Here is a 25,151-nt window from a genome sequence, read left to right on the forward strand (position 1 = left end):
ATTTAAAAATTAATCTCTTATGAAACACTCCTTAAGTGAAAGCCTAAATCAGTACACTTTTTGCTGACGATTTACAACCTAATCTTCACAAAACAATAGTGAGAAATAGACTGATTATATTAGGAATATGTGCTGTGTTTTCTTGTAAAGCACAGCAAATTTACTCACTTCGACCAGTAGAAACATCTTTGCCAGAAAGGTCCTATCAAAAGGATACCAATAATGAGTTACCAGAATATGAAGGGACTTGGAAAGGTACTTGGGATAACAAAACTGTTTTCGTTACATTCAAGAAATTAATATATCAATATAATCCTTACAGGAAGTTTTATAGTGACTATTTAATTGGGAAATTTAAAGTAATTGATGGGAATGGAAGTATTCTTTTTGACAATACAAATATTTCTGATGAGAAAGCAAAAATAAAAGGAGTAAATTTCAGAAGATGGGGTGATAAATATGCCCTTGCTTATGTTGATCCTGATTTATGTGGAACAAGTGGTACTATTGCTATTAAGTTCGCAGACCTTTCCAGGACAAAACTTAATTGGAATCTTTATTTTGGCAGCAATATGATAACCTCCGATTGCCAGTATTATAATACTGATATTCCGGACTCTCTACCTGAAGAGATCACCCTAACAAAACAATAACAACAAATCCCAGTTTAAACTGGGATTTATTAGATTTAAATAATACTTATTACATTTCCAGAATTGATTTTTTAGATTTCTAAGTGAAAAGGTTTATATCCCCGCTACCGCACGAATCCTTTCGCCAGGTATTATAAAACTAAGCACTGATAAAAAAACAAAATCTTCTACGGATTGCTAAAATTAAATATTATGAAAAATATATTTTATATTACTTTATTAATGTTTGGAACACTTTGTAATGCTCAAACAGTTACACCGGAAAGTATGGCCCAGTATGAGCCTGGGAGTTATCCAAATGCTGATTATGTAAAGGATACTAATGGGCTTCTAAATAAGTTCGTTGGAACATGGAAAGGCGTTTTTAATGGTAAAAGTTATGAAGTAAATCTTATTAAAAAAGAAAATGTTGGTGATGAAATTAAATGGGATAAATTAATAGGAAAACTAAAGATTACGGCTTCAAATGGCACTATTGAATTCAATAATTTCAACCAATTAGAGGATGATAATTTTTTCAGGGGAACAAATTTTCAAAAAAATTTAAAATTCTACAAGATGATTTTTCCGGGTGCACAATATACAGGTTGTATTGACACCGGAACAATATATCTTGGGGTGAAAGCAGATACACCAAATATATTAACCATTAATTTCTTAGCTGATTATGATATTGTAAAGCAAGATTGCAGTAATTTTCAAACTACTATCCCAGCAGGTAAAAGCATAACTCTAACCAAACAATAAGTAACATTTTAACTATATAAAAAAGCGCTCAAATTGAGCGCTTTTTTTGTATAAATGGTTGGTTTATGGCCAGACTGTTCCTGTTTGTTTAGGGCTTGTCCATGGTTTTCCGGCACAGCTTGTACCGGGATGTGCAGCAAGACACTCTCCTACCCACTCACTTCCAACCGCGTGGGATTTTACTTTTTTCACAGAGCAATAGGTAGTTCCGTTGTTGTCTTTATACAGTTGGTAATTGGGATAGGCCCCTTTAGCAAGAAGCTCAACATCACTATGGTCCTGTACAGGATAATCGACGATAGCACCAAGAACCCAGGCTATGGAATCTACATTGTTACCCGCGATCAGACTTTGAGGAGGCGTTAACTTAATCTTGATGGTTGATTTTGAAGCATCTACAGAAAAAGAAGAAGAATAAGTAGATTCTTTAGCGCTTGCCAAAGGAATTCCTAAGAAAGAAAGCGTTGCAGAAGAAGATTGTTCGAAGGTCTTTTCAATGCTTTTGTAATTTTCACCGGTTACTGTAATCTCCACAGACGGATAATTAGAAATAGCAACTCCGTTCAGTAAACCGAAAGGCCCGTCAGGTCCGAATTTTGTAGCAGGATCGGGAGAGAACTTGTATCCGGAAATATGTTTTTCTTCCTGTTTGTCTTTGCTGTTTTGTACCGCTTTACGGATAGGATCAAACCAAGCCCAGTACAAATTGCTTGCGATATTAAAATCTGTAGGAAGAAAAGTAACAAGGGTAACTCCTGTAAAAGACATCGATACTTTGATCGAATTTTTGCTTGTGGCAATATCTTCACTGAAATAATTAGCATTGCCCCCAATTCCTAAGGTAAAGAAGTCGAAGATAGGAATAGAAAAACCTGTTTTTCCATTTACAGAAACCCTAAATTTGCTTTCAGATTCACGCGTGATTTCCATATCGATTTGGGCATCCTGAGAGGTATTTTTAAGACCATTTAAAATATCATTCAATGGAGTTGTCACCTGGAAAGACGGTAAAAAGCGACCGTCATTCAATAGCAGACCACCGTTTTCTTTTTTAGGATGCTGTACATTATTCAGTACTCTGGATAAATAGCCATTATTCATCGTCACATTGTTCTGTAAAGATATGGTAGCACCCAAAGCATTCAGATAATTGGATAAAATAGGAACAATAGGTTTTCCGCTTGCCGGTGTCTTATTCAGTAAACGGTCCAAGTCATCACTTTTCTGAATATCGTATAAGGTAGTAGATGGATTGGCCCAGTCTGTAGCAATTTTATCCATAATGATATCAATAGGCTGCATAGTATCTGTAGCAGGAGGAAGTGAACCATAGGCACCCACCCATGCATTCAGTAAAGCCATTTGCTGATCTGTAGCATTTTTGTGGGCAGTATTTAGAACTGCGGTATCTTCTTCGGATAAAGAATAATTAACTTTTGAGAAAACATCAATAAAATAATTGGTAAATACCTGATCCAGCTGAACAGGTTCAGTATTGGCTCTCAGGTTGGAGGATATCCAGTCGTACGTTTTTTTATTAAACCTCAGATCAATCGGGTCTTTCCAATAATAAGGAAAATTTCCTTTTCCGGTAATGGTAATAGCAGATAGCTCTGTACTTAAAACACTTGATAGGATATCATTAGCCCTGTCTTTTAATTCTGTAATAATTTGTGCGGCTTCTACAAAGGGAGCAACATTTTCTGGGTTTTTCATGATTAATAAGTTTTGGTTTTTTTCCTACTCTTTTGTCGGCTTTTCGGAGGCTGCCATTTTTGTTCAGGGTTTCGAAGCTTCTTTTGAACATGTCAAAGTAACGCCTAAAAAGAAATTAATCTTAGCGTATAAATCTGTAATTTTCAGATCAGGTGTTTATACCGTAGGAAGTAGGCATTTATACTATAGCAGAAAGATAAGTATTTGTACTTCTATGAATGATCCATCTGGGTTCCTGAAGCTTTCCGACGTTGGAGATTCTATTTTCATTGGGATAACCTCATCATTAGATTTTATGATTCACGCACTACCCTCCCCATAATAAAAACAATATTGGAGAAAAAGTTAATTTCCAAACTTATGCATCTAACAACAGCATACATTCAGCAAATTCTTTATCCCTATAGTATTCTTTTTTAGAAGATATAGCATCGTAAACAATCGTATTAATTCAAATTCCTGTATTCGTTGGGGGTATAGCCAACCCTATTTTTAAATAAGCGATTAAAATGCTGAGGATATTTAAAACCCAGTTCATAAGCAATTTCACTGATTGTTTTAGTGCCTCCAAAAATCTTATCTTTGGCTATATCAATAATTTTACCCTGGATATATTCCTGTGCAGATTTTCCCGTTTCCTTTTTAATGAGATCACCAAAATAATTGGCAGATAGGTGAAGTTCATCCGCAAAGTAAGCCACTGAAGGCAGGCCTACAGTGTATGGCTTTTCTGATACAAAATAAGTATTCAGCAGTTCTTCAAACTTTTCAAGTATTCCTTTATTAGCATTCTCCCTGGTGATAAACTGGCGGTCATAAAATCTTTCGCAGTAATTCAGGAACAGCTCAATATTGGAAGCAATTAATTTTTTGCTGTGTTTATCTACCGATTGGCTCAGTTCATTTTGAATGTGAGAAAAACAGTCAAAAACAATTTTCCTTTCTTTCTCGGATAGATGAAGGGCTTCGTTGGTCTGATAGCTGAAAAAATGATACTCATTGAGCGCTTTAGCAAGAGAAGTTCCTTTTACCAGATCAGGATGAAAAACCAGGCCATACCCTATGGGCTGATAATAGTCTACCTTATTTTCCACATCAATTACCTGGCCCGGGGAAATGAATACCAATGTCCCTTTCTCATAGTCATAATGGCTGCATCCATATTTCAAATCTCCACAATGTATTTCTTTAAGGAATATGCAGTAAAGTCCAAAAGTCATTCTGGAACCCTTCCTTTTATCCGCCTTTGAAAAATCAACGATACTTACCAATGGGTGCAGGGTTTCATGATTATTAAAATCATTATACTGACTTACCGTATCAAAATTATATGCCTGTTCCATCACTATTTCCAATTTTTGCCTACACAAAATTAAGTATTCTGCTATAACATAAGCAAAAGCGATCTGTCAATCAGTGATATTGGTAATAAAAACGGTAATACGTATACCCAGTGCCTAATGATCAAGTCAGAACTTTGTAGTATTAAAAAAATTAAAAATGCAAACACTAACATTAAACAACGGAATAAAAATGCCCATTTTAGGATTTGGTGTTTTCCAGATACCCGATCCCGGTGAATGTGAAAAAGCAGTTGTAGACGCCATTGAAACAGGCTACAGACTTATAGATACTGCCGCATCCTATCTGAACGAAGCTGCCGTTGGCAATGGTATTAAAAGCAGCGGTATTGACAGAAGCGACCTGTTTATCACCACCAAGCTTTGGGTACAGGATACAGGGTATGAAAAAACAAAAGCGGCCTTTCAAAAATCTTTGGAAAGGCTACAGCTGGATTATCTGGATCTATATCTTATTCACCAGCCTTATGGTGATATTTTCGGCTCCTGGAAAGCCATGCAGGAGTTATATCATGAAGGAAAAATCAAAGCCATCGGAGTCGCCAACTTTCACCCCGACAGGATAATGGATTTAACTGTGAACAGTGGTTTTGCACCTGCTGTCAATCAGATTGAAACACACCCTTTCCATCAACAAACGGAATCTCAAAAATTCCTGCAGGAAAACAACATACAGATACAATCATGGGGACCATTTGCGGAAGGAAAAAATAACATTTTTCATAATGAAGTTCTTTCAGCTATTGGTAAAAAATATAATAAATCAGTGGCACAGGTCATTCTCAGATGGCTAATCCAAAGAGATATTGTGGCCATTCCAAAATCTGTACGCAAAGAAAGAATGGCTGAAAATTTCAACATTTTCGACTTTGTGCTTTCTTCAGAAGATTTACAGATCATAGCCCTGTTAGACACCGGTTCAAGCCTGTTCTTTGATCACAGGGATCCTGCTATGGTACAATGGCTGAGCGAAAGAAAACTGGAAATATAAACTCAAATCATAAAAAAATGGAAAAACGTAAACTTGGAAACAGTGGATTGGAAGTATCCGCACTTGGATTAGGCTGTATGGGGCTAAGCTTTGGCTATGGACCTGCTACTGAAACAAAAGACGCCATAGCATTAATCCGATCAGCATTTGAAAACGGCGTTACCTTTTTTGATACCGCAGAATGTTATGGCCCATTTACCAACGAAGAACTATTAGGTGAGGCATTGGCTCCTTTCAGGGACCAGGTGGTGATTGCTACAAAATTCGGATTTCAGGATGGTGATTCAAAAAAAGGATTGGACAGCAATCCTGCAAGAATAAGAGCAGTGGCAGAAGCCTCTTTAAAAAGGCTGAAGACCGATTGTATAGACTTGTTTTATCAGCATCGTGTAGATCCCAATGTTCCTATTGAAGAGGTTGCAGGAACTGTAAAAGAATTAATAACAGAAGGAAAAGTAAAATATTTTGGTTTGTCGGAGGCCGGTCCGGAAACCCTGCGTAAGGCCCATGCCACACAGCCTGTTGCAGCACTGCAAAGTGAATATTCTATGTTTTTCCGTGAACCGGAAAAAGAAATTATCCCTACACTGGAAGAACTGGGAATTGGTTTTGTTCCTTTCAGTCCATTAGGTAAAGGTTTTCTCACAGGAGCCATAAATACGTCTACACAATTCGACCCTACAGATTTCAGAAATATTGTCCCCCGTTTTTCCGAAGAAAACAGAAAGGCAAACCAGGCTTTAGTTGAACTCCTAAAAATCATTGCTACTGAAAAAGAAAGAACCCCTGCCCAGATTGCTTTGGCCTGGCTGTTGGCTCAAAAGCCGTGGATAGCTCCAATACCCGGCACCACAAAATTACACCGTTTGCAGGAAAACATTGACGGCGCTAATGTTTTCTTGTCTGCAAACGAACTGCACAAAATAGAAATAGCGTTGGCTGCAATCAAAATTTCGGGCGAACGATATCCCGTACAATTACAGGCAAGAGTTGGCAAATAAAATAAAAATCATGCAAAAAACAATTGGAAAAATGGACTACATCCATCTGAAAAATGGCCGCAAAACAATACTATATATCCTGTTATTCTGTACTGTTGCCATGGTTTCATCATGCTCAGTTCTAAGAACAAATCCAAACGGAAATATTGTTATTAAAGAACAGGGTGCATTCTCAGCAGGCGGTAAGGTCATCAAAAGCGAAGGAATTTTTAACCCGCTGAAACCATGGAACGAGCAGCAAGGAGGACAGACACGCCACGGTGATCATGCTGATGTATTTTATCAAATTCCTGTAGCCAAAAAACAGCTCTCCATGGTATTTTTGCATGGCTATGGACAGTCACGCCGCAGTTGGCAAACTACTGCTGACGGCAGAGAAGGTTTTGCCGACCTATTTTTAAAATCAGGCTATGCCGTTTATCTGGCCGATCAACCTGGTCGTGGTGATGCAGGCCAAACTACAAAACCTATTCAGGTTTCAGCATTACCTGATGATCAGACTTGGTACACCCAGTTCCGCATTGGTCTTTATCCAAAATTCAATGATGGGGTGCAGTTTCCAAAAGATGAAAAATCTCTTGATAACTTTTACCGTATGATGACACCCAATACAGGTAATGTAGATGAGGAAACGATAGTCAATGCTATGTCAGCTGTATTTAACAAATCAGGTAATGGAATTCTTTTCACCCATTCTGCAGGGGGTTCTCCAGGTTGGAAAACAGCCATTAAGAATGATCATGTAAAAGCTATCGTAGCCATTGAACCGGGCGGATTTACCTTTCCTGAAGGGGAAGTTCCTGAAGACAATCGTGGAGGAAAAGGCGTTCCTCTTGATGAATTTTTGAAACTGACTAAAATTCCTATCGTAATCTATTATGGAGATTACATTCCTGCAGAAGAAACCAATGCAGCCTCCCTCAATTTCTGGCGTAATGTATTAGCTACGGCAAAGCAATGGGCCAAAGTAATCAATGCCCATGGGGGTAATGCTACGGTTGTTCATTTACCTGAAATCGGAATTAAAGGCAATACCCATTTCATTATGTCAGATTTAAACAGCAAAGAAATCGCTACCCTGATTGCAAAATGGTTGGAAGAAAAAGGACTGGATAAGTAATAAAAAAATGAATAGACTTTTAAAATCAATACTATCAGGTATGGCAATAATTATGGCAGCTACTACCAATGCGCAGATAAATACAGCACAAAACCTTGACCATAGGCAGCAGGCAATTGTCCGCATTTCAGCACTTACCGGCAAAGGAGATTTATCAAAACTAAAAACTGAGCTCAACAAAGGTCTTGAAAATGAACTAACTGTAAATCAGATTAAGGAAATTCTGGTTCATGTATATGCCTATGCAGGATTTCCCAGAAGTCTTCGGGGTCTGCAAACTTTCATGACCGTATTGGATGACCGTAACGCTAATGGAATCAATGATAAATGGGGAGCAGAATCGTCACCCATTCATAATACAGGCAGCAAGTATGAGAGAGGTAAAATAATATTGGAAACATTAACAGGAGTGCCAGAAACTGAACCTAAAACCGGATATGCAGCGTTTGCTCCTGAAATTGAGGTATTTCTTAAAGAACATCTTTTTGCTGATATTTTTGAACGCGATGTTCTAAGCTATGCAGAAAGGGAATTGGTAACCATTTCCGTACTCAGCAGTATTGGTGATGTAGAACCAATGCTACGCTCCCATTTTAAAATTGGTTTAAACATGGGCTTAACTCCGAATCAGCTTCATCAATTTGTAGGCATTATCAAACAAACCATTGGCAGTAAAGAAAGCGATGCCTCCCAACATGTTCTGAATGAAGTATTAAAAGATAAATAAATAGTGAGAAGATGAAAAAGCTAACATCAATAATTGCATTGACAATATCTGTAGCAGTAACAAAAATGGCAAATGCACAAACTACGGAAAAGAGATATGAACAAAATCCTTTTACATTGGTATATGACGGAGCAATAAGCAAGAACGAAAAAGGAAAAGTCAACATCCATTCTATTACCTATCAACTGAATGGAATTCCAATTTCCGCCAACATATATACACCGGCAAATTACGATAGCTCAAAGAAATATCCTGCAGTAGTGGTAGCCCATCCTAATGGAGGTATAAAAGAGCAGACTGCAGGGTTGTATGCACAGCGCCTGGCAGAAGCGGGATATATAACCATTGCTGCCGATGCAGCCTATCAGGGAGCAAGTGGTGGTGAACCACGTCATACGGATACACCAGCAAACCGGATTGAAGATATTCATGGTATGGCTGATTGTATTACCCAATACAAAGGAGTGGATGCAGCCCGTTTAGGTGTTTTAGGTATTTGTGGCGGCGGTGGCTATACATTGAAAGCAGCCCAATCGGATAAACGGTTTAAAGCTGTTGCAACACTAAGCATGTTCAATTCGGGAGAGGTAAGGCGAAATGGGTTTCAAAATTCGCAGATAAATACCATTCAGGAACGTTTAAAGCAGGCTTCAGATGCCCGTGCACAGGAAGCTGCGGGGGGAAAAATTGTGTATACAGGAGTAGCCAGCATAACGGATGAAGAAATTGCTAAAACCCCTACAGATCTATACCGTGAAGGATTCGTCTATTATTACAGAACGCATACACATCCCAATTCAACCTTTCTGTATACAATGAGTAGTCTTCTCTATTTAATGACTTGGGATGCCACTACAGAGATGGATCTGATCAATCAGCCTCTTTTGATGATGGCCGGAAGCAAAGCAGATACAAAATATATGACGGATGAAGCATTTAGCAAGGCAAAAAATGCAAAAAATAAAGAACTTTTTCTTATTGAAAGAGCCACTCACATACAAACTTACTGGAAGCCGGAATATGTATCGCAGGCAGTCAATAAACTTGTAAATTTTTATCAAAATAACCTTTAAAATGACAATAATGAAGTATGGTCTAAAATATATTTTCCCAATGATATCATTGCTTTTTCTGACTTGCAGCAAAGAGCAAGAAACAAAGGATTTACAACCCAAAAATTCATCTGTATTCTCACAAGGGAAAAAGATAACAAACGATAATTTCACCGGCACAACCTACCTGCAAATGTTAATGGAGGCTGATAGCCTCAATTCTATATCTGTTGGAAATGTAACTTTTGAACCGGGATCCAGAAGTAAGTGGCATATTCATCCTGCAGGGCAAATATTACTGGGTATGGATGGTGTCGGTTATTATCAGGAAAAGGGACAACCTAAAAAGATACTCCGTAAAGGTGATGTAATAAAATGCCCGCCCAATACTCCGCATTGGCATGGAGCAAGTTCCGATATGCCTTTTGTTCAGGTAGCGATTACCGGCCGGGAAAAAGGAGAAACAGTCTGGCTTGAGCCTGTAACGGACGAAGAATATCATCAGTATTTCAATAAAATACCTTAGTCATATCCTGAACTTCTACAATAAGTCTGGCTCAATATGGTAAAGTTTTAGAATGCTAAGAAGCGGATACATCTAAAGTATATTAAAATCAAAATTTATTGTGAGATTAATATTTGATTAAGTGTACTTTTAAAGCATCCTAAAATAAACTCTGTATAGTGCAATTGTGCATCTAAAGCCTGAGTTTTACTATGAAGCTCTATCCTTTTGGAAAGTATAATTTCTCCTTTATAACTAAATGAAAAGAAAGAAAAAATCTTAAATCCTGAATTTCTTGTAGGGATAGCATATCCAGTAGATCCAATTCCCCAATCGGTATCAAATGATTTGGATACATTTACCGCCATTATATCTGCTATATTTTGGGTCACACAATTGTTTTCGTGGGCCTCAATCCTATCAATATTCAGGAACTTAACTTTTTCGGGTAATGTATAAGTTGTTATTCCCCCTTTGTAAAATAAGCTGGTATTGGGCATTTGAGAAAAAGCAAACTGTATTAATCCTGAAGTCACCCCTTCTGCAATGGATACGGTCTCGTTTACGGTAATAAGTGAATTACTTATATATTCAAGTAAATTTTGCTGGAATTTCATGGCGTATTCTTTTTATCTAAATTCAACTTTATAAAATCACTACCCCCTACTTTCAAATAACATCATAGTCATTTAATTCGGTTACAAAATAATGTTCAATAATTTCTTTTGCATTTTTGCACATCTGTAAAAGGCTTTCTCTTGAGGTATCTTCAAAAATGAAATCCTCGTGAACCTCAATGATAAACTCAGTTACTTTTTCTGTATTCATTAGGTCATAGGTCATTAAATCATTCAAATCATCCAATTTACTTTCTTCCTTAAAAAATGGAATCTTAAGGGAAATGGAATTCTTGAACTGAAAAAGATGTATTGTTTTCATAACCTTAGGTATTTTGTATTCTTTGTATAAGATTTGTTTATGCTTTAAAAGACTTTATAGCTCACAGATTACCTTTCTTTTAAAACAGATTCATCTTTTGGAAACAATAGCATTTTTTGCAAAAATTTCTTATAAATCAACCTTTATATGCAGATAAAGTACGAGTAAAAAGGACAGAGACCATTGGTTTCTATCCCTTAGTTAATTAAAATCTTTTCCCAATAGATATCCTATTTTCTGATTTTAATAAGCTCATTATGAAAATTGAGTATATGTAAGGGGTGTCAATCACCTTTCCATGGTTTGTGTCTGGTATTTTAAAGTTTCTGCAGTATAGGTGTCTTTACGCTCATACTACAATACAAAGATGGCCGTTTCTATCTACAGAAAGCTATATATATTTATAATAATCTTACATATATCACACCTTTTACAAATCTTCCAGATTTCCAAGACGTTTTTGCTTCAACTGCTTATAAAACGATGGTGAAAGCCCGGTTATTTTTTTGAACTGATTAGATAAATGGGCTACACTGCTATAGTTGAGCTTATAGGAGATCTCCGTAAGGTTGAGTTCATCATATAATAATAGTTCTTTTACTTTTTCTACTTTATTAATAATGATAAAGTGCTGCAAAGTCATTCCTTTTACCTCAGAAAACGTATTAGCCAGATAGGTATAGTCATACCCAAGCTTTTCGCTTATATAATCTGAGAAATTCTCCTTTGGAAGAGCATCCGAATAATGGATCATTTCTATGACTACATTTTTTATTTTTTCTATCAGGATACTTTTTTTGTCATCCAGTATTTCTAGGCCGGTTTTCAGCAGATTCTTTTTCAGGGTATCTCTTTGCTCAGTACTGATGTCATCCAATAATTCTACCGTGCCCAGATCTACAACAGCATTTTTAATGCCCAATCTTTCCAATTCCTGATAGACAACCATTTTGCAGCGCAAACTTACCATATATTTTATATACAACTTCATTACCCTTACATTTTACAAACTGTCAATTATTTCATTTTCAGTTATTTATTCAAAGTTACTCCTTTAAATTAGAAATATCTATGATTTATATAACAAATTAAAATACTATTACAAAGCCGTCCTCTTTTAATGATCGAAATTTACAGTTAACAAAAAATATTTTATAATGTCAAAAGAAAAAGACGGAAAAAAGAAATCAGATAAAACACCAGCCTCAAAATCTGCAAAAGAAAAGCGAGAAGATAAAATAACCAAAAGAAAAGATAAAGAAAACGAAGGCCGAAATGCCGGAACCTAAATGGTAACTATAAAAAAAGAAGGAATTATACTCAGGAGAACCACCCTGGACTTTGAGAGCGAAGGTGTTTTGAACCCTGCAGTCATTCAGGATAATGGCAAGATACATTTGTTTTACAGAGCTGTAGCAAAAAATAATTTCTCCAGCATCGGACATTGCATACTATCAGATTATCAGACTATAGAAATCAGGTTTCACAGCCCTGTTATCATCCCGGATTTTGAATACGAAAAACACGGTGTTGAAGATCCCAGAATTGTAAAAATTGATGGTTTATTCTACCTTACCTACACCAGCTATGACGGGATAAATGCATCTGGAACATTAGCAACCTCTAAAGACCTGAAATCATGGCAAAAAGTAGGAATAATTGTTCCGAGAATCTCCTATAAAGACTTTAAACCCTTATCAGAAACCCAGGGAACAATCGCTGAGAAATACAAACGATTTAATAAACTCCCGCCAGGGAACAAAAACAACAATGATGTATTTCTATGGGATAAAAATGTAGTTTTCTTTCCAAGAAGAATAAATGGTAAGCTGTACTTTCTTCATCGTATAAGACCGGATATTCAAATTGTGAGTATAGAAAATATTGAAGACCTGAATCCTGATTTCTGGAAAGAGTATCTTCTGAACTTCAAAGATCATATACTGTTATCTCCAAAATATGACCATGAGCTAAGCTATATCGGCGGTGGATGTCCACCAATAGAAACCGAGCATGGATGGCTTATGATATATCATGGGGTACATGATACCATTGAGGGATATGTTTACAGTGCATGTGCCGCTTTACTGGAGCTCAACAATCCGGAAAAAGAAATATCAAGACTCCCCTATCCCCTTTTCAAACCTGAGGAAAAATGGGAATTGAAAGGTGAGGTCAATAATGTCTGCTTCCCGACAGGAACGGTTGTAGATGGTGATATACTCTATATCTATTACGGAGCTGCCGACAAAAGAATTGCTGTGGCCTCTTTAAGTATCTCAGAATTATTGAAAGAGCTCATGCATACCCCATCATAATGGATCATCAATAAGAAGTATCGGACTTTAAATAAAAATTAAAATGAATAAGAATATAAATTCAGACGTGGAGGAGAAGATAAAAAGACGATCTGCCCAAAATAAAAAAAACACAATTTATTATAGACCTGAAATTGTCTTCATCAGTACTTTTCCTCCTAAGGTGTGTGGTATTGCCACCTATTGCCAGGATCTGGTAGCATCTCTTCAGCTAAAGTTTAAAGAATCATTCAAAATAATTATTTGTCCTATGGAAACCGAGGATGAAAATTATCAGTATACAGAAAAGATTGAGTACAGCCTGAATACATCAGATGCAATATCTTATTTGGAACTGGCTGACAGAATCAATAAAAATGACAATATCCAGCTTGTTATGCTTCAGCACGAGTTCGGTTTTTTCAATGAAACCAAAAATGGATTATCTCTTTTTCTCCAGAACTTAAAAAAAGATATCATCATTACCTTTCACACCGTTCTCCCCAAACCGAATCAGGAACTAAAAGAAAAGGTAAAAGAAATCAGCCGCTTATCCAAGTCCATTATTGTAATGACCGGTATTTCTTCGGATATCTTATCCAACGACTATGATATTCCTTCTGATAAAATTACAGTAATCCCACATGGCACCCATTTATTGCCCTTTATCGACAAAACTTCATTAAAAACGAAGTATGGCCTTAAAGACAAAAAGGTACTTTCCACATTTGGTCTATTAGGTTCCGGTAAAAATATTGAAACAACCCTGGAAGCATTGCCCGAAATCATTTCCCAAAATCCGGATGTGATGTTTCTGATTATTGGAAAAACCCATCCTACCCTTATAAAAAATGAAGGTGAAAAGTATCGGGATTTTTTGCAGGAAACCATTAAAAGGCTTCATCTGGAAATGCATACCTGCTTTATTAATCAGTATTTACCTTTGGATGAACTATTAGATTATCTGCAGCTTACCAATGTTTATCTTTTTACTTCAAAGGATAGAAATCAGGCTGTAAGCGGCACTTTTTCCTATGCCATCAGCTGTGGATGTCCTATTGTTTCTACCCCTATTCCTCATGCCCTGGAAGTATTAAAAGAAGACACCGGTATTATCATTGATTTTGAAGCTCCGGAGCAGCTTGCTGCTGCAGTGAACAGCTTACTGAAAAATGAAAATGTACAGGAAAAACTACGGGCAAAAAGTCTGGAAAAGATGGCTCCTACAGCCTGGGAAAATTCGTCCATTTTGCATGCCTTGTTATTTCAGCAGCACAGCAAAAATAAGATAAAGCTCAATTACACTCTGCCTACCATCAATCTTAGCCATATCAAAAATATGACAACAGATTTCGGAATGATTCAGTTTTCTAAAATCAACAAGCCTGATATCGATTCGGGATATACGTTAGATGATAATGCCCGTGCCATGATTGTTGTCTGCAGGCATTATGAAGTAAGCAAAGATGAATCGGATCTTGAATTAATTTCTACTTACCTTACTGTCATTAAGTTTTGCCAGCAACCTGATGGAAGCTTTCTCAACTACGTAGATCAGCATAAGAAATTTGCCCAGCAGAATTATGAAACCAACCTTGAAGATTCTAATGGAAGAGCCATCTGGTCATTGGGTTACTTGCTTTCACTAAAGGAAATTTTACCGCAGCAGTTTTCTGACGAAGCAGAATCCATCATACAAAAAAGTCTTTCTTCTCTGGAAAAAATTCACTCTACCAGAGCTATGGCTTTTATTATAAAGGGATTGCACTATCAAAATGCTGAAAAAAACATTCCGTTATTAAAAAAACTGGCCAACCGATTGGTAAAAATGTATCAGCATGAAAAACATAATGACTGGCATTGGTTTGAAAGCTATCTTACCTACGGCAACAGTTTATTACCCGAAGCTTTACTATGTGCATGGATCACCACTAAAGAAGATATCTATAAGCAAATTGCAAATGAATCCTTTCAGTTTCTGCTTTCCAAAATATTCATCAAAGGAAACATCAAGGTAATATCCAATAAAGGATGGCTGCAAAAAGAAACCGTGAAAGCCCCTGAAACAATAGGTGGCGAACAACCCATTGATGTTGCGTATACCATCTTGGCGTTATCTACATTCTACAAGGTCTTTAAGGACGAAAAATACCTATACATGATGAAAACTGCCTTTAATTGGTTTCTAGGCAAGAACCATTTACATCAAATAATATATAATCCTGCAACAGGAGGCTGCTATGACGGGCTTGAGGAAAAAAACGTAAACCTGAACCAAGGCGCTGAATCTACAGTCAGTTATCTTATGGCGAGACTTTGCTTCCCTAGATAAGTATTCAGTGATAATAAGATGGTTTTAATTGGATATTTCCAGAAGTGTGGTCTAAGGGACAATGGTAATGAAAAGGTAAATTAAAAATATACCAATAAGCACCACTCCCTGCATAATATTGGTTCTGCCGGTTGCCAGTGAAACGGTAATAATAAAAAGGGATAGCCCCAAAAGGATGGTAGATTTGATATCTATTCCCAATGACATTCTTATGCCTGTTATTACAGATATAATGGCAATGGCAGGAATGCTGAGCCCGATACTTGCCAAAGCAGAACCAAATGCCAGGTTCAGGGAAGTCTGAATCTGGTCACTTTTTGCAGCCCTTACTGCAGCCAGCCCCTCCGGAAGAAGCACAATACCAGCAATAATGATACCTACCAGAGATCTTGGTGCCCCTGCTGATACCACGATATGCTCAACATCTTTTGAAAGAAGCTTGGCCAATAAAACCACTACGCCTAAACATAGAATTAACAATATACAACTGATATACAGTTCTTTTTTGGATGATTTTTCAGGATGATCATCTGCCGATTGCTTTCCTGAAATTTTGTTTTGTGGAGATATGAAAAAGCTTCGGTGCCTCATCGTCTGGATCATTGTAAAGCCCAGATAAAGCCCCAAAGAAATTAATGCGATAAAAAGCAGCTGAAAGGAAGTGTATTCACCTCCGCGGTGGCTTACCGTATAATTGGGCAGGATAAGGACAAAAATAATGACAGACGTAAGCGTAATCAACGCGGTGCTTACTCCCTGCAAGGTAAAGCTTTGTTCTCTGTACCGTAAAGACCCTATGACAATACAGCTTCCGATAATTCCGTTAAGGATAATCATTACGGCTGCAAAAACAGTATCTCTGGCAAGCGTAATGGTTTCTAAACCTTTGGCACCCATCATAATGGAAATAATTAATCCTACTTCTATTACCGTAATGGCAAAGGCAAGAAGTAAGGTTCCGAAAGGCTCACCCAAACGATGGGCAATGACTTCTGAATGATACACTGCAGCCAGAACACTTCCCATTAGAAATAAGGCAAGAATCACAGAATAATACCCTGAAGCAAAAACAGGATTTCCAAAATAAAAGAGCCATGCCAAAATGGGAACCAAAAACGTCCACATTCCTAAATATTTTTTTGTATTCATAAAAAACAGTAATAATTTTTGTACAGCTGAATCGTCTTTTCAGAGAACATCAGCCGGTTTATATTTCCTTGTTGAAAAAGCTTTTGTTAATGGTTTGAAGCTGTTAAGAGAAAGTATAGCGGAAATATAAAATAATGAAAAGAAGTAAATACGTCTGAACTTACAACTTATATTGGCAGTTCAAAACAGTAAAGTAGCAAGATACGAATTATCAATCATTTATCAGAATTATAGGGGAGCCTATTTTTCTTTGCACATGCATACCCTGATGTCAGGAACAAAAACCACCGGAAGATTCTTAAAAAGTGTGATATGTGCAATATTAAAATAATAATCTATAATACAATGCATTATAAAAGAATCACCTTTGTATAGTAACAATTAAGTTATACCAAAATCCACATTATGGACACAAACCACAACAAAGGTGACAAATCTTTCAAAATTACGGAAGACTGGGCAACCCAGTCGAAGCAGTTGAGAGAAAAATTTTCTACATTAACGGATTACGATCTAAAGCTTGAAGAAGGTAAAGAAAAGGAAATGCTTGAAAGAATTGGCAACAGGTTAAGAAAAAACCGTGAAGAGGTTCTCAATATTATTAAAGAAATTAATCTTTCGTAAACCACTTTTCAGATACAGTTAAAATCTTTGAAAAAGTATATTTATTAAAGGTTTGAGCTGAAAAAAAGGGATGGAAAGTCAAGCAGTTCTATCCCTTTTATATACACTACCCCTACTCTTTTTGCCAGTAAATGAACTGTGATGAATGATAAAGAACTTGAAAAATCAAAAGTATATATTACCCGCCATATGGTAGAATATATTTCTAACGCTGTGGTAAGCAAAACAATACTTGAAAAGTTAACCGGTACTATCAGTGCCCTATCGTTTGATGAAGGAAAAGGGCTGCCAGAAAAAATTTCTCCTTTTGATGCTGTTGTACAGGTGATTGAAGGTAAGGCAGAAATAATCATAGATGGTGGATCCTATTTTCTGGAAGACGGAGAATCTATCATTCTCCCAGCCCACAAGCCCAATTCTATAAAAGGAAATAAGCGCTTTAAAATGATTCTAACCATAATAAAAAGCGGCTATGAATAAAATAGATAACATATCAAGCTTAACAACAAAGATATTTAAAACCACTGCTGAAATTCAAAAAGAATTTCCAGAACTGTATGAGCTTTTAGATGAGACCCCCTTATTTTTTTCTTTTGCAGAAAAGAATATTACCATTAAGGATCTGAGACAATACCTCATTTCATTAAGAATGCAACAAAAATCCTTTGAAAAAGAGACGACAAAAAGACATGATATACACTAAAGTTCTAATGAAAAAACTGAATAAAAATCCAAAGAGCAGGTTCCAGCTTAGAAATAAAAAAAATATTTCGAGAAGAGCCTATTACTCCCAGTTTGTCTCCTTGTTCTATATCAGAAATACCAATATCACTTTAGAAAAGGATGCTACAGAAATTCTTAGAATGCTAAAGGAATTACAGAACCTTAATAACAAATCCAGATTGGTATTCAGTACACACTGCAGCCTAAGCAAACATAACCTGTGGCAGTCTGTCTTAGTCAGTTTAAGTGATAACATACACTATTTTAAGCTTCAGTTTGAATATATACTGGAGAATATAGTTAAAAAAAATAAAATCAATTCATCTATATTCTGGCAGCAAAACAAAGTCTACATTAATGATCTGGAAGAGAACTATGAAAAACTGGTACAACTGGCAGATCAGCTTTTACCGAAAGAAGAAAGATTATCATGGAAAACTACCATCTGTAACTTTTATGATGAAATTTTCTCCTTACTCATTCCCCTTACCAGTATATGCAGGCTTGAAGCAGATTTTATAGAAAAATATACCCCTAAAATCTTCAACAATATCACAATGGATATTATCAAAAATATTCCTAAGGAGTACAACTTAAAAGAGGCAAGAGAATACGAGAAAGAATATTTGAATATATTAACAGATTACAGCCATGAATTCAGTAAAAAACGCAACTTTTGGGACAACTTGTTAAATATACTCTCAGGAGGTATGTACAGGTTGCCGTCAGAACATACCATGCTGAAAAGATGGGTTACCGGAAAAATGAAAGATAAATTTCCTCAATTACCCCCAGCCTAACCCTATCCTTATTACCCCCTATCCTATGAAAACAATACACCTTTTTCAGTTCAAAAATTCCATTTTCTGCAACACTCCATTTTTTCAAGAAGAAGACAGGCTGAAAGCTGATGTAAAGGAATTTGATTTGATAGATATTGAAATCGTAACAGAGTATATCGTTAAAACTCAGGACGATTTTATCTTTGAAAACACCTCCATGGATCATCTTTTATCCATGTGTAAAAAAGCTCAAAAAACAATTGAACATTACTTTGTAGCAAAGCTAAATGGCTATGACATGATCTGAAAAAGAGCACCATTACTTTCAATGGCACTCTTTTATTGATCTATTATTAATCATTCTAAACCTTATTTACTTATTCAGTATCGAGTAAATGATCGTATCTAGAAATTGCCCGTTGTAGAATTCATTTTCCTTAAAATATCCCTCCTTAACAAAGCTACACTTCTCCAATACTCTGGCTGAGGCTACATTGTCCGGATCTATCACGGCTTCTATAGAATGCAGATTCATTGTAGTGAATGCATACTTCACAACCCTGTCAATAGCCTCGGTAACATACCCTTTTCCCTGATACTCCGGAAGCAGCATATACCCAATTTCTGCCCTATAGTGCTCTGGCTTTATATGATAGTATCCTATAGTACCCATCATTTTGGGATCATCTTTTAAGGTAATTGCCCAGTTAATCATCTCATTACCGGTAATTTTTTCATCCATTATTTTGAGATGCTCCGATGCTTCTGCAAGTTCTGTGGCTAAAGGTCTGGGAATATATTTCATCATATCCGGATCAGAACGCATGGCAAATAATTCATGAATGTCATTGGCATCAGCACGTCTGAGTTTCAGTCTATCCGTTTCAAGTTCGGGAAATACTGAAAAATTGATTTCAAGCATATTAGTTTTATAAGAACGTAAAAATAGAAATTTCACCTTTAATCCACTATAACAATTTTAAATTTCCATAAAACAAGGGTGTATACAGCATCAACTCTCAAAAACAAGGTGGTCTTATAATTGTACTTAGTAAAGAAACAACACTAAATTTAATAGTATGGCCACTAAAACATTAACAAAGAAAGCAGAAGCCAAAAAACCGGCACCATCCAAAAGAACATCAAAAACACCTGCTAAAAAAAACGCAGCTAAAGAGCTGAAAGATTTATTTGAAGACGCACTGAAAGACATTTATTGGGCAGAAAAAGCACTGGTAAAATCATTGCCGAAAATGCAGAAAAATGCAACCGATAAAAAACTTAAGTCCGCCATTGAAAACCATATCATGGAAACCATCGTTCATGTAAAAAGGCTTGAAGAATGCTTTAAGTCATTGAAAAAAAGAGCACAGGCAAAAAAATGTGATGCCATGCAAGGGCTGTTGGATGAGGGCAAAAGCATTCTGGAAGAAACAAAACCAGGCCCCGTGAGAGATGCCGGCATTATAGCAGCAGCACAGAAAGTAGAGCATTATGAAATTGCCACCTACGGAACATTGGCAGCCTACGCCAAAGTCTTAAAAGAAGAAGTATGCCTCAAAAACTTTTTAGCAACCCTTAACGAGGAGAAGAAATGTAATGATCTCCTGACAAAGGTGGCTGATACCAGACTTAATAGCAAAGCTTTATAAGGTATTGATAAGATAAAAAAGAGATCCAGCTGGATCTCTTTTTTATTAAAGAGGGTACATGAAGAAAGCCTTGAAGCAGTACCATACATACAAGCAAAAGATTGATCAACAAAAAAATCGTTGAGACATAACCTCTATTATGGCTTCACTTCCTGCTTTCTTAGTTTGTGGTATTGATCTTCTTCCCTCTCCTTTCCAGAATAAGGTGTGCAGCATCCAGCATTTTAATCAGATGAATGTACGGAATCACGAGATTCCTTTCCGGTAGGTTGTCATAAGCGCCCAGTGAAAAATGGACCATACCGGACAGAAAATAATCAAACTCCCTGATGCTGTATTCCCGGAATGCTTTTTTAAAGACCAGCAGAGGGTTCTGGTATTCTTTCTCCGACAACAAGCCCAGAAGCAATGGAGAAACATTCTCCAATGGCATATGGCCCGCCCACTTCCTATCCTTCAGCATGGTGAGGTAGCAAGCCTGCACAAACGACCGCATAGACTGGTGAAACTGAAAGACCACGGCAGGATCTTCATTCATCCGGCTATTCCTCTTTACCGCGTAGCTCATCATACTGTTTAACCGTTCCTTAGATACAGGAAGATCATTCAACTGAAAGAACGTCTCCATCAGCTGTAATCCTGATTGCTTCTTAGGCACTGCCCAACATGGGGGCTCACAGGGTATTCTGGTCTTTTTCATGCATATGTATTTTTGTAATAATTGCTGTTCATACTTTGTGATTCCACAGTAATCAATCTTAAAACACTTTTGTGTCTTTTAACTCCAGTGAATCTTCGATTTCTGTTTTATATAAAATGCTTTAAACAAGCTTAGTTGTAAAAAGGGAGGAAGTTCAGCATTGGCAGAACTCCCTGCCCTACAAGACAAAAAATAAAAACTTATGATAGAATTTGTGTTTTTCAGAAAGCCCTTAGGCCGCAACGGATTGTACACTCCATTGTAACGTGTCATGATACTTGATGGGGTAAAGCGGGCTTAGAAAAAGATGATTGTAGAAAAGCTGAACAGCATGAAATAAAAAACGGCATGGGACTCTACAATATCCACCATTGAGGTACTGGTATACCTGGGAACAGATAAGAGAGAACCCACGCCTAGGTCGTGAGCTTCCTGCTTATTGTCTCGTTCCTAAAAATTACCAGTTTTCAATGGAGAGATTCTAAGCAATAGCTTCTAATATTCGTTGAAGTATCGCAAAATTACATTAATTTTTTAATGTAACATTTTGCTAATATACAAATTTATTTACACATGTGTAATTGTTGCAATGCTTTTTTATTAGTCCTTTTGTTTTCATGAAAAAACAAATTAAAATAATTGAATTAACAGAAGCTATATCAGCGGTTATAAAAGATCTTTACAAAGAAAGAGGTACTGCGGTATTAGATGAAAATAATCAGTATTTTAATGAGATAGGCAAAAATTTAGGATTAGAAAGGTACACCTCCACTGATCATAATGTCACCTGTAGTAAACTATTTGCCATCTGCGACTTTTTTGAAATTTCAATGTCTGAATTTTTCATTAAGGTTGAAGAGAAAAATAAACTACTCAAATTTGATAAGAAACGACAGGGCTCATTAGTGTTAAAAGCTTATGAGGACGCTGAAAAAAACAAAAGAAAATCCTAACGTTTCATTAGAATTTTCTTTTGTTCTTTGAAGTATCGCAAAGCTACATTTATTGTAGCTTATTTAACAAAGAGAATAAAAAGAACAAAAAAGGATACATATATATATCCTAAATTTTAACTTCAAACTGAGAATTTTACAGTTAATGAATGAAATCGAACTTAATAACTGTAAAAAAGCTCTTGGTTATAGAATTTCTGAACTGAGAAAGAAAGTTATAAACCCCGAGACAAATAAACCTATTTCACAAGAAGAATTGGGTTTAAGAACTGGACATGCAAAGAAGACAATCGGAGAATTAGAAAGAGGTAATACAAATCCCCGCTATGATACCCTACTTATAATCAGTAAAGAACTCAATGTTACAATACAAGAGCTCTTTGATTTTGATATGAAAAAATACATTAAACTAGCAAGTAAATCCTGACGAGAGTCGGGATTTATTGTTATTATGAATGAAGATAAAATTGGGTAGCTTATAGTTCGCAAAGACAAAACTATTACCGGAGCATCACTAAGATCGGGATTAGTATTTAAACAGATTCCTCAGCCGAAAACAATTGAAGATGCTAATCTTCTTTTACAGTAAATTGAGGAATTTTAGCTTCATATAACTTAAATTTGAATTATGGAAACAAACGAAGTACGCATAGGAAATTATATAATGGATAAAAAAGATGAAAACATAGAATATGTATATCATATTCATGATCTTGGAGATATAGTACTCATTAATGACCTTCATCCAGATGCTTGTATACCGATTCCTTTAACTGAGAAATGGTTACTAAATTTTGGTTTTGAATCTAGCGTTGGATTTGAGGGCCAAACATATGATCCAAAAGATGAATTTGCGAACCAATTTGTATATACTCTAGACAGTGGAATTTCTCACCTTGATTTTACTTGTAGACCATCTAAAGGCTGGATAATTAAATTAGGAGATTATGATGATGAATTAGAGGTAAAATATGTTCACCAATTCCAAAACCTTTTCTTCGCACTTAAAGGAAAAGAGTTAACTTTAAAATAAAACGATATGACAAGATTAAAACATGTTTCATGTGTCAGAAGAGCTTATTTAAAGGAAATTCTTTCTCGTCAGTTTTTTCCATGGATTACATGGGTTATAAAAACGGATGATGGACGTGAGTATTTTGCGCCTAAAACTGAATTTTCCATTATACAATAAATCCCCAATTAAGGGGATTATTTATTCTATGAAATCTATAAATTCTATACCGCGAGTATTAAAAACCTCACTTTTACCTTCAATAATTTCATGTAGATGTTTTATTGGAATAGCAATACCATAACCTAAATCATCATAATCATCTTTTAAACCGGGAAGATTAGTTGCTATTCCAACAACATTTCCCTTGTTATTTATTATCGGTCCCCCACTATTACCTCCTTTAATCTTAGCCGTAATTAGCATCAGATTTTGCCTAATCCATAGATCTTCTGATAATGATGCAATAGAACCCACAGAAGGAGTGAATCGTGAGCTTATTGTTGCCTTTTCTGCAGTCATAAAAGTATGAAAGCCTATTACTTTAGGAAACCCAAGTGCTAAAACCTCATCTAAAACTTGACCTTCTTCAGTTTCGATAAAATTAAAACCTTGAGCGTGTCCTTGTGGAAATTTAATAAACATTAAATCAATTTTTTCATTTTCGTGAACCAGAAACTCTGATGTTTCAAGTACATCTTTTGGGATGCCTTTAATGGATAGTTTTTTTGCATGCTCAACACAATGCTTAGCAGTAGCAATTCCATCATGAAATAAGAAACATGTTCCAATTCCAGGATCTTCATCTAAGTAATGACATATTGGAAGAACAATGTTCTTATAACTTTGATTGATATATTTAAATCCAAAAACTAAACAGTTCAACCTTTCATTTACTATATTTTTTAAAGTTTCATTTCTAAAAAGTTTTCCCTTTCCATCAGCTGGCAGATAAATGTAAGTATCATCAAAATTGTGAGCAGTATCTTTAACAACAACTGATAAATATTTATTCTTAACAAGTATCTCACATATTGCAGCAATACTTGAAATAGGAGGCATTTCAACAGTATTATACTTTGAATGGTAGTATTGGCAAAATTTTACAATTGTCCTCCTTTCATTATTTCCCACAGTTCGACCAAGATCATGGTGTGCAGAAAAGTACTCTAAGATTTCAATAAGCAAATTTTCGTACTTGTAGGGGTATTGGTCAAATTCTATCATTTTTTATGGTTTTAGCTTTCCACAAATATAACAAAAAGCCCTTTTAAAAAGAAAGCCCCAATAAGGGGCTATTTTTATGCGTTATTAAACCTTAGGTATACTGCATTTATATTTATATGAACATTTTGATATTGTAGGTTCCATATAATTTCTTCACCATTAATTAAAACGATTTTAGTGCGATCATAAAGGCTTGGCGATACTTGGATTATATGATTAACGTTTACTGATGTTAAAGTTCCATCCTCTTTTGTAATTTGAATAAACATAATTATTGTTTTGGTTAAGTAGCTAAAATAAGAAATATTCTATAATGCAATCAAATACTTTCTAAAACTTCCATTTTGAGCTAAAACGGGATCATGTAATATATGAAATCACACGATGCCATCCTGCGGTAGTGGAGATTTTATTTCAAACAAGAACCATAAAATCCCTTAAAAACCTCACTACAAGAGCCATAGGCCGTTCCAAAGTACCTCTAGGTACTTCCCTAACCCCCTCGAGGGTCTTCCCAAGGGGCTATACCCCCTTAAGGAACGGCCTATACCCCCTTACCTAAGGGGGTAGAACCACTTGTATAACGGGCTAGAGACACTTACCCAACGGGCTTCAGGCCGTTCTGCAAGGAGTATCACCCCTTATCATAGTCCCTGGAGGGGGTTATGATAAGGGGTGCAGGGATCTCCTTATCCATACCCTATACATATGTACACATTGTACACAATTGGGTGCAATTTGCATATTATGTGCAATTATGGGTTTCCATAGTGCAGGACTCCATAAATGATTTACTTTTATCCTGTGATAGAAATCACACAAAAAAGAATTAATTATTATATTTACAAAAACACAAATGCTTATGAAGACAAATCTAGTCTGCGGACT

At 36.1% G+C, this 25,151-nt stretch carries 30 protein-coding genes; 21 read left to right on the forward strand and 9 right to left on the reverse strand.

Annotation, left to right across the window (positions count from 1 at the left end; genetic code table 11):
* Positions 1 to 98: 98 nt before the first annotated feature.
* Positions 99 to 653: a DUF6705 family protein gene (locus tag SCA31_RS21860; protein ID WP_410699161.1), complete on the forward strand. Its 555-nt coding sequence runs from the start codon at positions 99 to 101 to the stop codon at positions 651 to 653.
* 192 nt (positions 654 to 845) lie between these two features.
* Positions 846 to 1,400 (forward strand): DUF6705 family protein, encoded by a 555-nt coding sequence (locus tag SCA31_RS21865; RefSeq protein WP_410699162.1) that lies wholly within the window; start codon positions 846 to 848, stop codon positions 1,398 to 1,400.
* 63 nt (positions 1,401 to 1,463) lie between these two features.
* On the opposite strand, the gene SCA31_RS21870 is transcribed toward SCA31_RS21865, so the two are convergent.
* A complete protein-coding gene (locus SCA31_RS21870) occupies positions 1,464 to 3,116 on the reverse strand; it encodes a lamin tail domain-containing protein (RefSeq protein ID WP_410699164.1) in 1,653 nt (550 codons plus the stop codon).
* Between SCA31_RS21870 and SCA31_RS21875 the strand changes: the two genes are divergently transcribed.
* Entirely contained in the window at positions 3,115 to 3,438 is a 324-nt protein-coding gene (locus SCA31_RS21875) for a hypothetical protein (protein ID WP_410699165.1), read from the forward strand. The two genes, SCA31_RS21870 and SCA31_RS21875, sit on opposite strands and share 2 nt — an antisense overlap.
* Positions 3,439 to 3,562: 124 nt before the next feature.
* Here SCA31_RS21875 and SCA31_RS21880 read toward each other — a convergent pair whose 3' ends face one another.
* Positions 3,563 to 4,459, reverse strand: coding sequence for a helix-turn-helix domain-containing protein (locus SCA31_RS21880; protein WP_410699166.1), 897 nt, complete (start codon positions 4,457 to 4,459; stop codon positions 3,563 to 3,565).
* A 157-nt stretch (positions 4,460 to 4,616) separates the two neighbouring features.
* Here SCA31_RS21880 and SCA31_RS21885 point away from each other — a divergent pair, with 157 nt between their 5' ends.
* From SCA31_RS21885 to SCA31_RS21910, 6 genes are read left to right on the forward strand one after another with little or no spacing between them, the layout of a single operon-like run.
* Complete coding sequence (locus SCA31_RS21885) at positions 4,617 to 5,468, forward strand: aldo/keto reductase (RefSeq protein WP_410699168.1); 852 nt, start codon at positions 4,617 to 4,619, stop codon at positions 5,466 to 5,468.
* A 17-nt stretch (positions 5,469 to 5,485) separates the two neighbouring features.
* The gene (locus SCA31_RS21890; RefSeq protein WP_410699169.1) at positions 5,486 to 6,469 is read left to right on the forward strand and encodes an aldo/keto reductase; all 984 of its coding nucleotides are present in this window, start codon (positions 5,486 to 5,488) and stop codon (positions 6,467 to 6,469) included.
* 10 nt (positions 6,470 to 6,479) lie between these two features.
* A complete protein-coding gene (locus SCA31_RS21895) occupies positions 6,480 to 7,589 on the forward strand; it encodes an alpha/beta hydrolase (RefSeq protein WP_410699170.1) in 1,110 nt (369 codons plus the stop codon).
* A gap of 7 nt (positions 7,590 to 7,596) precedes the next feature.
* A complete protein-coding gene (locus SCA31_RS21900; protein WP_410699172.1) occupies positions 7,597 to 8,316 on the forward strand; it encodes a carboxymuconolactone decarboxylase family protein in 720 nt (239 codons plus the stop codon).
* A gap of 11 nt (positions 8,317 to 8,327) precedes the next feature.
* Positions 8,328 to 9,389, forward strand: a complete 1,062-nt coding sequence (locus tag SCA31_RS21905) for an alpha/beta hydrolase (protein ID WP_410699174.1) — start codon at positions 8,328 to 8,330, stop codon at positions 9,387 to 9,389.
* Between the two features lie 10 nt (positions 9,390 to 9,399).
* On the forward strand, positions 9,400 to 9,894 hold the full coding sequence (locus SCA31_RS21910) for a cupin domain-containing protein (protein ID WP_410699175.1): 495 nt from the start codon (positions 9,400 to 9,402) through the stop codon (positions 9,892 to 9,894).
* Positions 9,895 to 9,989: 95 nt separating this feature from the next.
* Here the strand turns inward: SCA31_RS21910 and SCA31_RS21915 are convergent, their stop codons facing one another.
* The 3 genes from SCA31_RS21915 to SCA31_RS21925 form a co-directional block, all read right to left on the reverse strand.
* On the reverse strand, positions 9,990 to 10,490 hold the full coding sequence (locus SCA31_RS21915; RefSeq protein WP_410699176.1) for a CinA family protein: 501 nt from the start codon (positions 10,488 to 10,490) through the stop codon (positions 9,990 to 9,992).
* A gap of 52 nt (positions 10,491 to 10,542) precedes the next feature.
* On the reverse strand, positions 10,543 to 10,812 hold the full coding sequence (locus SCA31_RS21920) for a heme oxygenase (RefSeq protein ID WP_410699177.1): 270 nt from the start codon (positions 10,810 to 10,812) through the stop codon (positions 10,543 to 10,545).
* Positions 10,813 to 11,242: 430 nt separating this feature from the next.
* A complete protein-coding gene (locus tag SCA31_RS21925) occupies positions 11,243 to 11,803 on the reverse strand; it encodes a helix-turn-helix domain-containing protein (RefSeq protein WP_410699178.1) in 561 nt (186 codons plus the stop codon).
* Between the two features lie 166 nt (positions 11,804 to 11,969).
* Here SCA31_RS21925 and SCA31_RS21930 point away from each other — a divergent pair, with 166 nt between their 5' ends.
* Genes SCA31_RS21930 through SCA31_RS21940 form a run of 3 tightly spaced genes read left to right on the forward strand, consistent with a single transcriptional unit; the run spans position 11,970 to position 15,441 of the window.
* The gene (locus SCA31_RS21930; RefSeq protein ID WP_410699179.1) at positions 11,970 to 12,101 is read left to right on the forward strand and encodes a hypothetical protein; all 132 of its coding nucleotides are present in this window, start codon (positions 11,970 to 11,972) and stop codon (positions 12,099 to 12,101) included.
* Positions 12,102 to 13,130, forward strand: a complete 1,029-nt coding sequence (locus SCA31_RS21935) for a pesticidal protein Cry7Aa (RefSeq protein WP_410699180.1) — start codon at positions 12,102 to 12,104, stop codon at positions 13,128 to 13,130.
* Positions 13,131 to 13,173: 43 nt separating this feature from the next.
* Entirely contained in the window at positions 13,174 to 15,441 is a 2,268-nt protein-coding gene (locus tag SCA31_RS21940) for a glycosyltransferase (protein WP_410699181.1), read from the forward strand.
* A gap of 51 nt (positions 15,442 to 15,492) precedes the next feature.
* On the opposite strand, the gene SCA31_RS21945 is transcribed toward SCA31_RS21940, so the two are convergent.
* Positions 15,493 to 16,590 (reverse strand): calcium:proton antiporter, encoded by a 1,098-nt coding sequence (locus SCA31_RS21945; protein WP_410699182.1) that lies wholly within the window; start codon positions 16,588 to 16,590, stop codon positions 15,493 to 15,495.
* Between the two features lie 405 nt (positions 16,591 to 16,995).
* On the opposite strand from SCA31_RS21945, the gene SCA31_RS21950 reads away from it, so the two are divergent.
* The 5 genes from SCA31_RS21950 to SCA31_RS21970 all read left to right on the forward strand — a co-directional run bounded on the left by SCA31_RS21950 (position 16,996) and on the right by SCA31_RS21970 (position 19,026).
* Positions 16,996 to 17,214, forward strand: a complete 219-nt coding sequence (locus SCA31_RS21950) for a hypothetical protein (RefSeq protein WP_273006158.1) — start codon at positions 16,996 to 16,998, stop codon at positions 17,212 to 17,214.
* Positions 17,215 to 17,355: 141 nt separating this feature from the next.
* Positions 17,356 to 17,694, forward strand: coding sequence for a cupin domain-containing protein (locus SCA31_RS21955; protein ID WP_410699183.1), 339 nt, complete (start codon positions 17,356 to 17,358; stop codon positions 17,692 to 17,694).
* Complete coding sequence (locus SCA31_RS21960; RefSeq protein ID WP_410699184.1) at positions 17,687 to 17,917, forward strand: hypothetical protein; 231 nt, start codon at positions 17,687 to 17,689, stop codon at positions 17,915 to 17,917. Before SCA31_RS21955 ends, SCA31_RS21960 begins: the two co-directional genes overlap by 8 nt.
* A 7-nt stretch (positions 17,918 to 17,924) precedes the next feature.
* On the forward strand, positions 17,925 to 18,737 hold the full coding sequence (locus SCA31_RS21965; protein WP_410699185.1) for a hypothetical protein: 813 nt from the start codon (positions 17,925 to 17,927) through the stop codon (positions 18,735 to 18,737).
* A gap of 25 nt (positions 18,738 to 18,762) precedes the next feature.
* The gene (locus tag SCA31_RS21970) at positions 18,763 to 19,026 is read left to right on the forward strand and encodes a heme oxygenase (RefSeq protein WP_410699186.1); all 264 of its coding nucleotides are present in this window, start codon (positions 18,763 to 18,765) and stop codon (positions 19,024 to 19,026) included.
* 66 nt (positions 19,027 to 19,092) lie between these two features.
* On the opposite strand, the gene SCA31_RS21975 is transcribed toward SCA31_RS21970, so the two are convergent.
* Positions 19,093 to 19,641 (reverse strand): GNAT family N-acetyltransferase, encoded by a 549-nt coding sequence (locus SCA31_RS21975; protein ID WP_410699187.1) that lies wholly within the window; start codon positions 19,639 to 19,641, stop codon positions 19,093 to 19,095.
* A gap of 157 nt (positions 19,642 to 19,798) precedes the next feature.
* On the opposite strand from SCA31_RS21975, the gene SCA31_RS21980 reads away from it, so the two are divergent.
* Positions 19,799 to 20,371, forward strand: coding sequence for a DUF892 family protein (locus SCA31_RS21980; RefSeq protein WP_410699188.1), 573 nt, complete (start codon positions 19,799 to 19,801; stop codon positions 20,369 to 20,371).
* Positions 20,372 to 20,531: 160 nt separating this feature from the next.
* Here the strand turns inward: SCA31_RS21980 and SCA31_RS21985 are convergent, their stop codons facing one another.
* Positions 20,532 to 21,071 (reverse strand): hypothetical protein, encoded by a 540-nt coding sequence (locus SCA31_RS21985; RefSeq protein WP_410699189.1) that lies wholly within the window; start codon positions 21,069 to 21,071, stop codon positions 20,532 to 20,534.
* A gap of 617 nt (positions 21,072 to 21,688) precedes the next feature.
* On the opposite strand from SCA31_RS21985, the gene SCA31_RS21990 reads away from it, so the two are divergent.
* From SCA31_RS21990 to SCA31_RS22000, 3 genes are all read left to right on the forward strand, one after another.
* On the forward strand, positions 21,689 to 22,024 hold the full coding sequence (locus tag SCA31_RS21990; RefSeq protein WP_410699190.1) for a hypothetical protein: 336 nt from the start codon (positions 21,689 to 21,691) through the stop codon (positions 22,022 to 22,024).
* Positions 22,025 to 22,169: 145 nt separating this feature from the next.
* Entirely contained in the window at positions 22,170 to 22,451 is a 282-nt protein-coding gene (locus tag SCA31_RS21995) for a helix-turn-helix domain-containing protein (RefSeq protein ID WP_410699191.1), read from the forward strand.
* A 201-nt stretch (positions 22,452 to 22,652) separates the two neighbouring features.
* A complete protein-coding gene (locus tag SCA31_RS22000; RefSeq protein ID WP_410699192.1) occupies positions 22,653 to 23,057 on the forward strand; it encodes a hypothetical protein in 405 nt (134 codons plus the stop codon).
* Positions 23,058 to 23,237: 180 nt separating this feature from the next.
* Here SCA31_RS22000 and SCA31_RS22005 read toward each other — a convergent pair whose 3' ends face one another.
* Positions 23,238 to 24,263, reverse strand: coding sequence for a serine protease (locus SCA31_RS22005; RefSeq protein ID WP_410699193.1), 1,026 nt, complete (start codon positions 24,261 to 24,263; stop codon positions 23,238 to 23,240).
* Positions 24,264 to 25,151: the final 888 nt, after the last annotated feature.

Origin of the sequence: Chryseobacterium sp. SIMBA_028, from assembly GCF_046535285.1 — a bacterium.
Classification (GTDB): Bacteria; Bacteroidota; Bacteroidia; order Flavobacteriales; family Weeksellaceae; genus Chryseobacterium.

What these genes read in the sequence shown, in the direction of transcription:
- SCA31_RS21865 (WP_410699162.1), top strand. Translation starts at nt 846, where the DNA reads ATGAAAAATATATTTTATATTACTTTATTAATGTTTGGAACACTTTGT.
- SCA31_RS21875 (WP_410699165.1), top strand. Translation starts at nt 3,115, where the DNA reads ATGATTAATAAGTTTTGGTTTTTTTCCTACTCTTTTGTCGGCTTTTCG.
- SCA31_RS21870 (WP_410699164.1), bottom strand. Translation starts at nt 3,116, where the DNA reads ATGAAAAACCCAGAAAATGTTGCTCCCTTTGTAGAAGCCGCACAAATT.
- SCA31_RS21880 (WP_410699166.1), bottom strand. Translation starts at nt 4,459, where the DNA reads ATGGAACAGGCATATAATTTTGATACGGTAAGTCAGTATAATGATTTT.
- SCA31_RS21885 (WP_410699168.1), top strand. Translation starts at nt 4,617, where the DNA reads ATGCAAACACTAACATTAAACAACGGAATAAAAATGCCCATTTTAGGA.
- SCA31_RS21890 (WP_410699169.1), top strand. Translation starts at nt 5,486, where the DNA reads ATGGAAAAACGTAAACTTGGAAACAGTGGATTGGAAGTATCCGCACTT.
- SCA31_RS21895 (WP_410699170.1), top strand. Translation starts at nt 6,480, where the DNA reads ATGCAAAAAACAATTGGAAAAATGGACTACATCCATCTGAAAAATGGC.
- SCA31_RS21900 (WP_410699172.1), top strand. Translation starts at nt 7,597, where the DNA reads ATGAATAGACTTTTAAAATCAATACTATCAGGTATGGCAATAATTATG.
- SCA31_RS21905 (WP_410699174.1), top strand. Translation starts at nt 8,328, where the DNA reads ATGAAAAAGCTAACATCAATAATTGCATTGACAATATCTGTAGCAGTA.
- SCA31_RS21910 (WP_410699175.1), top strand. Translation starts at nt 9,400, where the DNA reads ATGAAGTATGGTCTAAAATATATTTTCCCAATGATATCATTGCTTTTT.
- SCA31_RS21915 (WP_410699176.1), bottom strand. Translation starts at nt 10,490, where the DNA reads ATGAAATTCCAGCAAAATTTACTTGAATATATAAGTAATTCACTTATT.
- SCA31_RS21920 (WP_410699177.1), bottom strand. Translation starts at nt 10,812, where the DNA reads ATGAAAACAATACATCTTTTTCAGTTCAAGAATTCCATTTCCCTTAAG.
- SCA31_RS21925 (WP_410699178.1), bottom strand. Translation starts at nt 11,803, where the DNA reads ATGAAGTTGTATATAAAATATATGGTAAGTTTGCGCTGCAAAATGGTT.
- SCA31_RS21930 (WP_410699179.1), top strand. Translation starts at nt 11,970, where the DNA reads ATGTCAAAAGAAAAAGACGGAAAAAAGAAATCAGATAAAACACCAGCC.
- SCA31_RS21935 (WP_410699180.1), top strand. Translation starts at nt 12,102, where the DNA reads ATGGTAACTATAAAAAAAGAAGGAATTATACTCAGGAGAACCACCCTG.
- SCA31_RS21940 (WP_410699181.1), top strand. Translation starts at nt 13,174, where the DNA reads ATGAATAAGAATATAAATTCAGACGTGGAGGAGAAGATAAAAAGACGA.
- SCA31_RS21945 (WP_410699182.1), bottom strand. Translation starts at nt 16,590, where the DNA reads ATGAATACAAAAAAATATTTAGGAATGTGGACGTTTTTGGTTCCCATT.
- SCA31_RS21950 (WP_273006158.1), top strand. Translation starts at nt 16,996, where the DNA reads ATGGACACAAACCACAACAAAGGTGACAAATCTTTCAAAATTACGGAA.
- SCA31_RS21955 (WP_410699183.1), top strand. Translation starts at nt 17,356, where the DNA reads ATGAATGATAAAGAACTTGAAAAATCAAAAGTATATATTACCCGCCAT.
- SCA31_RS21960 (WP_410699184.1), top strand. Translation starts at nt 17,687, where the DNA reads ATGAATAAAATAGATAACATATCAAGCTTAACAACAAAGATATTTAAA.
- SCA31_RS21965 (WP_410699185.1), top strand. Translation starts at nt 17,925, where the DNA reads ATGAAAAAACTGAATAAAAATCCAAAGAGCAGGTTCCAGCTTAGAAAT.
- SCA31_RS21970 (WP_410699186.1), top strand. Translation starts at nt 18,763, where the DNA reads ATGAAAACAATACACCTTTTTCAGTTCAAAAATTCCATTTTCTGCAAC.
- SCA31_RS21975 (WP_410699187.1), bottom strand. Translation starts at nt 19,641, where the DNA reads ATGCTTGAAATCAATTTTTCAGTATTTCCCGAACTTGAAACGGATAGA.
- SCA31_RS21980 (WP_410699188.1), top strand. Translation starts at nt 19,799, where the DNA reads ATGGCCACTAAAACATTAACAAAGAAAGCAGAAGCCAAAAAACCGGCA.
- SCA31_RS21985 (WP_410699189.1), bottom strand. Translation starts at nt 21,071, where the DNA reads ATGAAAAAGACCAGAATACCCTGTGAGCCCCCATGTTGGGCAGTGCCT.
- SCA31_RS21990 (WP_410699190.1), top strand. Translation starts at nt 21,689, where the DNA reads ATGAAAAAACAAATTAAAATAATTGAATTAACAGAAGCTATATCAGCG.
- SCA31_RS21995 (WP_410699191.1), top strand. Translation starts at nt 22,170, where the DNA reads ATGAATGAAATCGAACTTAATAACTGTAAAAAAGCTCTTGGTTATAGA.
- SCA31_RS22000 (WP_410699192.1), top strand. Translation starts at nt 22,653, where the DNA reads ATGGAAACAAACGAAGTACGCATAGGAAATTATATAATGGATAAAAAA.
- SCA31_RS22005 (WP_410699193.1), bottom strand. Translation starts at nt 24,263, where the DNA reads ATGATAGAATTTGACCAATACCCCTACAAGTACGAAAATTTGCTTATT.